Origin of the sequence: Butyricimonas synergistica DSM 23225, from assembly GCF_000379665.1 — a bacterium.
Lineage (GTDB): Bacteria > Bacteroidota > Bacteroidia > Bacteroidales > Marinifilaceae > Butyricimonas > Butyricimonas synergistica.
In genome coordinates, this window is the sequence record NZ_KB903371.1 from 162186 (window position 1) to 174567 (window position 12382).

General features: G+C 40.5%; 6 protein-coding genes. 5 read left to right on the top strand and 1 reads right to left on the bottom strand.

The features are described 5' to 3' along the window. Window positions 1–50 precede the first annotated feature (50 nt). From A3CY_RS0117790 to A3CY_RS0117810, 5 genes are all read left to right on the top strand, one after another. A complete protein-coding gene (locus A3CY_RS0117790) occupies window positions 51–1775 on the top strand; it encodes a tetratricopeptide repeat protein (RefSeq protein ID WP_018339303.1) in 1725 nt (574 codons plus the stop codon). 121 nt (window positions 1776–1896) lie between these two features. After that, complete coding sequence (locus A3CY_RS0117795) at window positions 1897–3201, top strand: TlpA family protein disulfide reductase (protein WP_026207829.1); 1305 nt, start codon at window positions 1897–1899, stop codon at window positions 3199–3201. A 141-nt stretch (window positions 3202–3342) separates the two neighbouring features. Next, window positions 3343–4026 carry a hypothetical protein gene (locus A3CY_RS0117800; protein WP_018339306.1) on the top strand — a complete coding sequence of 228 codons (684 nt, stop codon included), beginning with the start codon at window positions 3343–3345 and terminating at the stop codon, window positions 4024–4026. A 156-nt stretch (window positions 4027–4182) separates the two neighbouring features. Continuing rightward, the gene (locus tag A3CY_RS0117805; RefSeq protein ID WP_018339307.1) at window positions 4183–5781 is read left to right on the top strand and encodes a sensor histidine kinase; all 1599 of its coding nucleotides are present in this window, start codon (window positions 4183–4185) and stop codon (window positions 5779–5781) included. Window positions 5782–5826: 45 nt separating this feature from the next. Further along, window positions 5827–6513, top strand: a complete 687-nt coding sequence (locus A3CY_RS0117810) for a response regulator transcription factor (protein WP_018339308.1) — start codon at window positions 5827–5829, stop codon at window positions 6511–6513. An 87-nt stretch (window positions 6514–6600) separates the two neighbouring features. Here A3CY_RS0117810 and A3CY_RS0117815 read toward each other — a convergent pair whose 3' ends face one another. After that, complete coding sequence (locus tag A3CY_RS0117815) at window positions 6601–12363, bottom strand: alpha-2-macroglobulin family protein (RefSeq protein WP_018339309.1); 5763 nt, start codon at window positions 12361–12363, stop codon at window positions 6601–6603. Window positions 12364–12382: the final 19 nt, after the last annotated feature.

Sequence of the window (12382 nt, forward strand, 5' to 3'; positions counted from 1 at the left end):
AAAAACACGTGAACTAATTTGAGTATTACAAATAAAATTAAGAAATCATTATGAAAAGAACATTAGGTCTGGTTGCTGTTGTTGCCTTGTCTGGGTTAATAACTGTTTCCTGTTCTTCCTTGAACAAGATGAAGAAACGCGCAGGAGAGATAACTTACTCCGTAACTCCGGAAACCTTAGTGGCTAAAGGTGGAATGGTTGATTTGAAAATCGACGTAACTTTCCCAGCCAATTATTTTAACAAGAAAGTTGCTTTGGAAGCGACTCCCGTGTTAAGATTTAAAGATGGTGGTGAGAAGGCTTATGAGATGAAAGCAATCCAAGGAGAAAAAGTACAAGGAAATGCTGAAGTTATCCCTTATGAAGCTGGAAAAACGATTACGTATGTAAGCCGTGTTCCGTTCGAGGATGCCATGAGGCTTTCTGATTTGGAGATTGATATCATCGGATCTAAAGGTGCTAAAGTGGTAGAATTTGACCCGAGAAAGATCGGTGACGGCGTGATCGCAACTGAAATGTTGGTAGTCAATGCTCCTGCAACCTCCATTGGTGCTGATAAATTTCAAAGAATCATCAAACAACAAGAAGAAGCTGCTATCTACTATTTGATTAATTCAGCTAATATCCGTTCAAAAGAAATGACTTCTGAAGAAATGAAGAAGTTAGAAGCTTATATCAAAGAGGCTGCTTCAAAAGAAAATATGAACTTGAACGGTATTGACGTTAGATCATATGCTTCTCCTGACGGTGCTTATGACTGGAATGATAAATTAGCTAACAAACGTGAAGCCGGTTCTTCTGATTTCTTGAAAAAACAGATGAAGAAAAGTAAAGTTGAGCAATACAAAGATGAGAATTTTTTCAAGAAATTTGTGGTTGCTGAAGACTGGGACGGATTCAAGAAAGCTATGGAAGCATCAAATATCCAAGACAAAGAATTGATCCTTCGCGTATTGGAAATGCATTCAGATCCTGAAGTAAGAGAAAGAGAAATCAAGAATATTGCTTCTGTATTTGCAGTAGTTGCCGATCAAATCCTTCCGAAATTGAGAAGATCTTTGTTCGTGGTTAACGCTGAATTGATTGGTAAATCAGACGACGAATTGAAAGCTTTGGCTAAATCTAGCCCTGCTGAATTGAACGTGGATGAATTACTTTATTCTGCTACATTGTTTGATAATAACAACGATAAGTTGGCTATCTATCAATCTTGCATGAAACAATTCCCAAGTGATTGGAGAGGTTTCAATGACGCAGGTATGATTCAATTCGAGATGGGTAACGTTGCAGAAGCTCAGGCTAACTTCAATAAAGCAAATTCTTTGTCAGCTAACAATCCTGTTGTTCAAAATAACCTGGGTGCTGTTGCTTTGAAGAATGGAGATTTGAAACAAGCTGAAGTTTATTTCGGTGCTGCTACTGGAGTAGGTCCTGAAGTGGATTACAACAAAGGTATCATCGCAATCAAGAGCGGAGATTACGCTGCAGCTGTAAATTATTTCGGAAAATGCAATTGTGTGAATGCTGCTTTGGCAAACGTACTTGCTGGAAATAATAACGAGGCTTTGAAGAAATTGAACGCTGAAAACAAAGAATGCCCGATGTCTTATTACTTGAAAGCAGTTATTGGCGCTAGAACCAACGATGCTAATGCGGTAATGAGTAATTTGAGAAAAGCATGTTCTTTGGATGCTTCATTCAAACAATTGGCTGCTACCGATATGGAGTTTGCTAAATATTTTGAAAACAATGATTTTACTGCAATTGTAAAATAAGTTATTGTTAATATATGTAAAATGGCGACCCTGAGGTCGCCTTTTTTATTTACCTTTTTTTTAACACATACTTTTCTGCTGAATACATATCTTTGTATCCTTAAAGTTAACACGATAAAGCATGAGGAGTTTGCTAGGTATATTATTTATTGTTCTTCTGGCTGCCTGTGTACAAGATAAAAGCGTACAGGTTTCCGGACGGATTGATACTGGACGTACCCGTGATTCTGTCATCGTCTTTGAAGTGAATGGAGAAATGCATGAGTTTAAGTTAGACAATAGGTATTTTTTCTCTGGTAAAATAAAATTGGAGAAAGGTAGTTATGCATATATTTATCAACCTTATTACATACCCGTGTATTTGGCTCCGGGAGAAGATCTGGAAATAAATATAGTTCGTAATACCGGAATTCCTCAGTTCAAGGGAACATTAAGTGCGGTCAATAATTATTTGAAAGAACAGGGACGAGGGATGGCTTTTATTTCTAATGCTGATTATAAGTTAGAAGAAGAGGCTTTTGTACAACGGATGCAGGATATACTCAACATGAACATTTTGTTGTTGGAAGCCAAGAATCTTGGAGAAGATTTCACGAATCAGGAGAGGGAGAGAATAAGATACGGGATAGCAGGGCAAGCTATTATTTACCCGAATACACATATGGCATCCGATTCAATGGAATATAAACCGGGGGCTACATTTGATAATTTTGTTACCAGTTTTGACTTTAATAATGAGGATTTACTTTCATATCCCTCTTATAAGCAATTCTTGATGTATTATTTCTATTATTACAAAGGAAAGAATATGAGTGTCAGAAGATTGATGAACTATATTCTGACCAATGTAACGAATCTTAAAGTGCGGGACTTCTTATTATCTGAAGTAGTCTATAATTATTTTGCCCATAACGGTTTGAGAGATTCGGATTACTTGCTTTCGATATGTTGGAATGAGGTGTCCGATACGAGTAAGCTTGCAAAGGTGACGCAGTTGGTCGATCGCTGGCGGAAGTTATCTGCTGGAGCAACGGCTCCGAATGCACTTTTGGTTGATAGCTTGGGGAAAGAAACCCAATTGAAAGATATGCGAGGAAAATATCTTTATATCTGTGTGGGGATGCCTGATTTTGGCGGTATGGGTGGGAGTAAAGAGCTGTCAGCCTGGGGAGAGTTAGTGAAAGAATATGAAGGAAAAGATATTCGATTCCTGACATTTTGTCCGGATACGAATATATTTTTGCAAGTAAAAGATATTCCGGGAGAACATTTTTTATTAAAAGATGTTTCCAATTTTTATGCTACTTATATGGTTAGCACCTTACCTAGATACATGTTGATCAACCCGGACGGTAGGATTTCCGTGGCAGATGCTCCGAAACCTACAGGTTCTGTGAAATTACTTTTGCAGAATATGGGGTTATAATTTATTTTTGTATATTTGTCGATGTTTACAGCAAGTAAATTTTACTTGTTGTGATGTTTGGTTAATTATTAGAGCTAGTATAATAACAGATGACATTTACATTTGTAGTAAGCTATAAATGATAAACAAAATTTATTAGACATGAAAAGAATAGGTTTATTTTTAGTGCTTGTGGCATTTTTATTGAGTGCGTGTGATAGCAATTCAGTAAAAGTACGTGGTGAAGTAGAAGGATTGAAAGGGAAAGTAAAATTGTTGGCAGAACTTCCAGGGGAACCGGGATTAACTATTTTGGCTGAACAAGATGTTACAGATGGAAAGATTGATTTGAGAACAGAACAATTCCAGATACCGGGTAGAGTGTGGGTTGATATTGATGGAAAAACTACGGTTGAAGCTATTCTGGACACTAAAGATATGATCTGGATTCAGGGGAAAATTAAGTTCCCGGATCAAATAGAGGCTAAGAATTCAGGTTTAATGGACGAATATGCAGAGTTGAAAAAGCAGTATAAAGAAAGATATGGCAAGGATATTGAAAAAGTAGACCGGTTAATAGGAAAGATCAGCAAGAAAGAGAAGTTGTCTAAAGACGATGAGGTAATGTTAGGTATTCACCAATTGCAAAAGCAACGTTTCTTGAGAAATCGTGCTAATTGGACGAAATCATTGGTGGAAGCTAATCTTGGTAGAGAATTGTCGTTATTCTTGATTAAAGATGAATTGCAAGATAGTTTAGCATTGCAGAAAAGACTTTTCAAAAAGATGAAGGTTGAAAATAAAGAGAGTAATATTTATAAAGTATTGGAAAGTCGTTTACAATAAAGTATAAAACCATTTATTGGTTTTTATTTTCCCGTTTTTATTACTTAGTTGTTTTTTTAGAGGTACCTACCCGGGTACCTCTTTTTAATTTTTCAGGTCAAGCGTTGCATGGTGAGATAAAAAACATTAACTTCGCTAATTGTATAGTGTCAGCTTATGATTAAGAAAATTATTATCAGGATTCTGTCTATTGTCATGCTCATAGCCTTTATCGCCGTGGTAAGCGTGCAGTGGATTTGGATTAAATATAGTATGAAAGAGGGAGAAGCACGTTTTACTTCAAAAGTGTATGACGTGTTGGGGAAGGCTGTCAATTTGGTTGATCAATATAGCGAGCAGAGCCTATACCAGAATATGATGGAGCAGTATAATAAGTTGGAAGAAAAAATTGCTGCTACTGATCAGATATTGGATTCATTAGAACAGGGAAAAGCTTATTATCAGGAAATGTTTCCTGCTTTGTCCATAGAATTTACGCGGACTGACGGACGGACTACGGTAACGCAAACGCAACGAATGATGCCTTTAGAAATATATTCCAGACAACTTCAGGAAACTTCCAGACGATTGCAAGAAGCCTCGGATAGAAGTTTTCCGCACCAATTAATTAAATCTGCGGAGGAAGAGGCTAGTTTGGAAGTGGATTCTTTGGATCGACGGCGTTTGGTAGATATGGTCAGAAAAGCGTTGATTCGCTATATGAAAGAAGAGGACCCGCACAATGCTGACATTGCCAAACGGCTTCAGGGGGTGGATATGGATCCTTATCTGCGGGAAGAAATGGTAAACACGGGAATAAAGAATCATTTCAAGTGGAAGATCATGAAGGGGGAGGAGTTGTTGAAGTATATCAAAGAACATGGCAAGAAAGGATTTTATTACACGGAGTTGTTCCCGAACGATCAGATAAAGAAAGATGCTAACTTGTGCATCATGTTTGACACGAAAGATTCGCTTTTCTATAATAATATCGGATGGATGTTTATCGCTTCCGGTTTCTGTATTATCGGTTTAATGTCCGTGTTTATAATAACAATCGTCGTGATCATGCGGCAGCAAAAACTTTCCGTGATCAAGAATGATTTTATTAATAACATGACACATGAATTTAAAACTCCTTTGGCGACAATTTCTTTGGCGACGGCAGCCATCGAGAAAGAGAAAGTGCTGAATGATAAAAATCAGTTGTTGAAATTCAATTCGATGATTCGAAACGAGAATGAACGGATGAATAAATATGTGGAGCGTATCCTATTACAGGCTAAGCTCGATCGTCGGGAGGTACATTTGAAAAAAGTGAACGTAAACTTGAACGTGTTGGTGGACGAAACGGTTGAACATTTCCGTTTGCAAGTCGAGGAACGAGGTGGGATAATCAAGGCAGACCTGGATCCGGAAGGTTATGTCATGAGTGCGGACGAAGTGCATATGCTGAACGTGATATGTAATTTAGTAGATAATGCTATAAAATATTCGCATGATTCGTTGAATGTGTATATATTTACAAAGCGGGAGGGCAATCGTTTTATTATCGGGGTCAGGGATACCGGCATCGGAATTCCTAAGGAAGCTCAGGATAAGGTGTTTAAACGATTCTACCGCGTGCCGAGCGGAAACGTGCATAATGTAAAAGGTTTCGGCTTGGGATTAAGTTACGCCAGGTCTATTGTGGAATTGCACGGGGGAGAAATTCGCCTGACTTCTAAAAAGAACAAAGGTACCTTGGTGGAGATTATTTTTAAGATGGAAGAGTAACCGGACAAAAATTAGAATTTGAAGTAGTAAATTAAAATTGAATATATGGGACATAAAATACTTTTAGTAGAAGACGATCCTTGTTTTGGTTCAGTATTGAAATCCTACCTGGAATTATCCGATTACGATGTGATACATTGTACGAACGGGGTAGACGGGTTCGAGGCATTTCGTAAAGAGAAGTTTGATTTGTGTCTTTTAGATGTGATGATGCCCGAGATGGACGGTTTCACGCTGGGGAAAAAGATACGGGAATTGGATGTAACAGTACCTTTTGTCTATATCACGGCAAAAAGTATGAAAGATGATATGAAGCTAGGCTACGAAATAGGGGCGGATGACTATATCGTGAAACCTTTTGATTCGGAATTGTTGATATTTAAGATCAAAGCAATCTTGAGCCGTTGCGAGCACGAGGAAACGGAAGTTAAGCCGAAACTTATCGAGTTAGGAGCCTATTTGTTCAACACGGAGTTGCGCACGATCACGAAAGGGGATGAGGTTATTAAGCTAACCCCGAAAGAATCCCGTTTGTTGGAATTGTTGTACTACCACAGAGATGGTTTATTGCAGCGGGATAAGGCATTGAATGAAATATGGGGTGCCAGTGATTATTTTACAGCTCGTAGTATGGACGTGTACGTGACAAAATTAAGAAAATATTTCAAGGATGATCCATCGATCAAGATTGAGAACGTGCATGGTTCTGGCTTCCGCTTGATTCTTGATTGATAGAACGAGAAGATAAGAACTAAAAGTTAAAAGCTAAAAACTAAAAGTTAGGAATATACCTCTTTTAGTTTTTAGCTTTTATCTTATTCAGTGAACAGTAATGCTTCCTGCATGACTATTTGCTGAATATTGAGGAGCGTAAATACATTGTAATGTACTGATACCGTCTTGATAAGTTCCGCTTTGAGCGATCCATGCCGTGTACTCGAACACGTGTGTACCTTTCGGAAGGAAATCAAAGAAGAAGTTTGTGGCGACGTCAGTCGTTTCCTGGTAATACACGAGATTTTCTTGCCAACGATTGCCGGAGAGTTGTTCCGTGGGTTCAAAACATCCGGCTCTCAGATCTTTCAGGTGTACGAATTGCATATCCTGGTCGTTAGTTACCGTGATGCGGATATTAATTCGGTCACCGACTTTCAATGTTTGTCCTTCCAGGGGAACAAGTATATTCCCGTTTTCGCTTTCCTGTTGGATAAAGAGTTGCTTTTGCACGGAAAGGCCTCCCGAATGGCTAGTAACTTTATCGAGTTTTTCGAAATATTGCAGGTATAAACCTCCCCAGCTTACTTGAGCCTCTTTTTTCGTGAGAGTAACATTCGTCATTTTCGGGGAGATTTCTTTACCCGTGAAACTTTGTTTGATATACCCGAGAGTTGTTTCTTCGGGATTCACGTCCAATTTCTTGTTCCCGAGTTTTACGCTTAGCTCTTCCCGTGTTGCCAGTTGGTTATTGCCCGTGAGCAGTAAGGCGTAAATCGCATCGACAGTTGCGGGGGTAGATCCCCAGTTCTGGGTTTGTTTCTGGCGTAACAACCACTGTTTCATCAGCTCGGTATCCGGGCTATTCCCTTCAATTTCCCGGAATGCACTCATGAGCGCCACGTGGGTTTGGATGGCGGAATTGGTAAACAGGGTAGAACGATTGTTCGCCCAATACATTCCCATCCCGGGTGTGGTGGTCGAGAACTCTTTCAAAGACCGGATGATTTGTTTCGCTGCGTCTGTTTTACCGTAGCGATAGAATGCTATGGCGGTCAATGCTTTCTCGTAAAGGGAAAGTTTTGTCCACGTGGACTCCAGTTGTCCCAAGTAATATTTGTGTGCTTCCAGGGCATTGGTCAAAGGAATATCCCGGTATGCACTACGCGTGTACAGGTACAGTATTTGGGAATATCCTGCGGTCTTGGAATGTTTGTAGGACTCCTGAATTTGTTTGTCCAGAAAGTTTAGTGCTTTGATTTGCATCTTTTTCACTTGTTCCGGGTGGCTCGTGACATTTAAAGTGACCAACCGTGCCATGGCTTCAAGTACATTTTCTGTCATGAAGGCACTGGAGCCAAAGCCTTTGAACCATGACCAGCCACCGTCTTCGTTTTGTAGTTCAGTCAGCTTGTCAATGGCTTGTCGGGCTATATAATTCTGGCGGTTCACGTCCAGGAGTTCTCCTAGGGAGTGCATTTGTTGGGTTTCGTTTTGTGCTTCCGTCACCCACGGGGAGAGTTGTAATAGTATTGATTTTAACTCTTGATTCTTTTCCAGCGGAGAGGTTAATGCGGCATCCGGCTTTTGCATCCATTTCTGAATGGCACCCGTGATTTGCGGATTGGCGTTCGCGATAGCAGAAGCCAAAGAGCTCACATAGTAGGACGCCGTAATTTCGGTTACGTTCTCCGTTTGTGGCGTGTTGATGGACGGGAGAGCCAATACGGCATACCAAACGGGATTTGCCGTGAGTTCTAGTGTCAGACGGTACGGGGTGATCCCTTTCGGGGCATCCAGTTTGAATGTTTGTACTCCTTGCTTGCTCGTGAATATCGGTAAGGTCTGGGTAACCAGTGTCGCATCCGGAACCACGGGGAGTACATATTGCTCGCCATCACTGAAGCGTGAAGAGGAAGCAACAATACGACATCCGAGTAAATCCGTGTTTTCGGGGGCAGTAAATTCAAAACTTACTGTTTGATTCTCTTGGGCTTTCACGTCAAAAGCTACCTGTTGTTTGCTGATTACTGCATTTGTCGCTGGAATAAACAATTCGAGGTAAGCTTCGCCTTGTTGCGTGTCGGTCGTGAGATTGTTGATTGTGGCTTGTAACACGACTTTATCTCCCGTGCGAACGAATCGAGGCAGATTGGTATTGACCATAAATTCTTTATTCGTAATGACCGACTTTTCTATTTGCCCGAATTGCATATCCGGGGTATGCGCCAGAGCCATAAACTTCCATGTCGTGGTAGATTCCGGGACTGTAAATTTGATGACCACATTACCCGTTGAATCCGTTAGAAGTTGCGGGTAAAAGAATGCTGTCTCCTGAAAGTTTTGCCTGATTTGTGAAGTTGCATTGATACCGTTTTCTTCTGACAAGATACCTGGAACTCCCGTGTCGGCTGCTGCTTCGACTGAAGTTAATCCTCGGACGTAAAATTTGGTGTTAGCACTATTTTCCGCAAGATCGGCAACTTCCCCGAAGGCAACCATGTTTACGGCTTTTTGTTTTATTGCCCCTCTGGACTTGCCATATCCTGTTACAACGACATCATCTAAACCAAGGAATGTAAATTCACTTAATCCGTAGAGGTTTAATCTATCGAATTCAAATCTTGGTATATCTATACGTTTCAGATTATATCCGATGTTTCCTCCTAACGAATAGTTATTGAATCTCCATTGGGGTGTTGTGTTGTAGTCATAGTAAACCGGGTTAAAGTTCCATGTATTTGGACGAATGTTATCCAGCGAAGCATCGTACATTCCTGCCATCATTTCGGCAATGACAGCCTTGCCTTGTCCGTTTTTAATGATGAATGACCACTCTTCTTGCTGCCCCGGGGTCAGATGATCCCGGAAGGTTTTGGTGATAATATCCAGTTTATTGTCTACTTCTTCACGGGTCAGCATGAAATTGTTCGTGAAGAATTCGCCGTCTTTGATAAAGCTGACAATCACTTCTGCTTTTTTCCCGAAATTCTCTTTATACGGTATTGCCAGTGTGGTATTGGAATTGTTCAATACCAGGCGTTTCCGCTCCATGAGTTTCTGGTCTGAGTATATTTCGTATAATACATACACTTCTTTGGCAGATGAACCCAATAAGATTTTGGCATCTTCCCCCGGGGAACACGTCGTTTTTTCTTCCACGCTCCAGAAATAGGTGAGATAAGGCGGGCGCTTGTCTTGGGGAGAATAAAGATATATGATATTTTCGTCAGTAATATTTTTATCATCTCCCGTGCCGGAAAGTTTCAGCAGATACGCACCGGATGGTAGTGATGACAAGTTCAATTCCAATTGTTTGTCCTTGTCGGTTGTAAATGTACCTTCCAATACTTTTTTATCCACGGGTAGATTATTCCGGTCGTATTGTTCCCCTAGTTTTTGTAGCGGTTTTAATGCGAGTAATTCATAGGTGATATTTTCGGTTAACGGATACCCGTTGTAGTTTTGAGTTGTGATTGAAATATTACTGGTCTTGTCTTTATCAATATAAGGATAAATGGCAGAGTTCAGTTGATAGCGCTGGGGCGTTGCTTGTATGGTGTATTGTGATTCTTGTGTTTCACCATTGGGAGTGGTGACTGTGACCGAAACGATATACGTGACGAAGTTTCTATAAAGAGCCCCGGAAAAATTGTCTGCTATTTTCTCTGTATCGAATGGAATACTGAATTCGCCTTTCTCGTTTGTTTGAGTTTTACCGGTGGCGACAGTATTTTCTTGGAATCTCCACGGGAAAGCACGGCATGAGATGGAGTAAGTGACTTTACTGTTGCCCGCATTGACTCCGGAATAATTTTTGGCGATACCGGAAACCGTGAGGCGGTCGCCTAATTTGTAAGCCTCTTTTATCGGGTTGAAGGTAATCTCAAATTTCGGGCGTTTGTATTCGGCTACCGTGATGACGTGGTTCGATTCTCCCGCGGTGATGAAAAAAAGTCCATTCAACACCTCTTGCGGTAACGTGAATTTGCCGGCAAAGGAACCGAATTCGTTGGTTTGTACTTCTTCTTTTGCCACGACTTGATTGTTGGCATCCGTTAATGTTACCGTGTATTTTTTGCCCGTGACGGCTTTTGAGGCTTCGGCGGTTGCTTCCCAAGAAATTCCGCTGAAATAGACGATTTGTCCTGGTCGATATATTGCCCGGTCGGTAAAAAGGCTAACTTCTTTTACAATAGGTGTCGAGGAATTGAAATATTGACTCGGGAGGCGAGTTACAACCCCGTGGTTATCATCCCCTAAAGTAACCTGATAAAGACGGTCTTGGGGGATGTTCTTTATAGAGGCAATTCCACTTGCGTTGGAAGTGAATTCTGTGTCCAAAACATATTTACGTCCGTTTCTTTTATAAATTTTCACTTTTGCACCTTGAATCGGTTTCCCGCTTTGGAGATCGCAGACAAGCACGTTATAGTTTTTGTCTGCGGTTTTGCTGGCAACGGTCGACAGGCGGCTGGAACTGAAAAACGAGGAATCCGCTTGTTGCTTTGCTGCCCCGTAAGACACTGTTAATAGGTAACGCCCGGTGCTTGTTACCGGAATTTGCAAAACGGTATCTTGTGTGTACAGTTCTTTGGGAAGGCGGAACGTGTGTGCCGACACCTTCTTTAGTTTTGGTGTTATTTTATCAAGATACAAGTAGTCTAATGTCGTTTCATCAACTTTGTATAGCGTGAGTGAAATATCGGACAAATTCTTGAACGAAAGTCGTATATTTTGATTGCGTCCCGGATACACGTTCGGTTCAATATTATAGGATACGTTTGTTTGTGTTATCTCTTGGACGATTTGTTTCAATATATTGATACGAAAATAATTCGGGTATTGGCGAATACCTTTATTACATATGTCCAATGCTTTTTGGTACTCCGGTTTATCCGGGATGTCGGGATTTTCAACACTGGATCTGGTCGGGGTATAGTAAGTTTGGGCAAGCTTGTAAAGAACTTCTACATTATAAGGGCTATTGTTATATTGACGGGATAATTGTTCTAAAGCGTGAGTGTATACTGATTCCCTGTCATCCGTGTTAACCACTCTACGAATATAATCCAAACGATCCAGGTCGGAAACGAGAATGGCATTCGTACGTTTGGCTGTAAGTTCCGATTGTAATAAAGATTGATAGAGTTTGATGATATTCCAATGAATATCAAAAGGTTTTGCTTCAATAGCCATTTCCACGAAATCTGCCACGGGGGCAAATAATTGGTTATCGGTAACCGGAGATTGTTTGTAATATTCTGAAATGTTATAAAGACCGTTTAATATATCGATGCTACGATATACCAAAAAATCATACATTGTCGGGCGAAGAGCCGGGGAGTTTTTCCCGACAATCATAATTTCCTTGTAGGTGAGGCAATTTACTTCAGCAAGTTGCGGTTGTGCTTTCACTGCTTCCAGTGCATGTTGAAATATTTTCTCGATATATATGTTGCCAGTCCATTCTGCCATATCGCGAGGAATATATCCGGTGACAGGAGTCCTGTTATATAGCTTGGATCTTTGACTTTGGTAATACATCCGATAGAGTTCGGCAATCAATGAATGAAGAATACTTTTTTCCACGATATCCCGGTCTTCCCCGATGTATTTTTCCAAATCTTGTAACATGGGGGGAATACTATCCATGTCGATCAAAGCCTGGTACTTGATTTGCCGGATCAAGGATTGTATCAACAAAGGAGAGTTTTTTTCTTTGACAGCTTTTCGGTAATCATTTTGTGCCTGAAGCAAAGCTGTTTTCGGTGCGGCTTCATTTTCTTTGTCGGGCACGTTATGTTGGCTGAAAGCAACACTGGCTCCGAACAATAATACCGTCATAATAAGTAATCTCTTCATCATATCGTAATCTGTTTAAATT

What these genes read in the sequence shown, in the direction of transcription:
- A3CY_RS0117815 (WP_018339309.1), bottom strand. Translation starts at nt 12,363, where the DNA reads ATGATGAAGAGATTACTTATTATGACGGTATTATTGTTCGGAGCCAGT.
- A3CY_RS0117810 (WP_018339308.1), top strand. Translation starts at nt 5,827, where the DNA reads ATGGGACATAAAATACTTTTAGTAGAAGACGATCCTTGTTTTGGTTCA.
- A3CY_RS0117790 (WP_018339303.1), top strand. Translation starts at nt 51, where the DNA reads ATGAAAAGAACATTAGGTCTGGTTGCTGTTGTTGCCTTGTCTGGGTTA.
- A3CY_RS0117795 (WP_026207829.1), top strand. Translation starts at nt 1,897, where the DNA reads ATGAGGAGTTTGCTAGGTATATTATTTATTGTTCTTCTGGCTGCCTGT.
- A3CY_RS0117805 (WP_018339307.1), top strand. Translation starts at nt 4,183, where the DNA reads ATGATTAAGAAAATTATTATCAGGATTCTGTCTATTGTCATGCTCATA.
- A3CY_RS0117800 (WP_018339306.1), top strand. Translation starts at nt 3,343, where the DNA reads ATGAAAAGAATAGGTTTATTTTTAGTGCTTGTGGCATTTTTATTGAGT.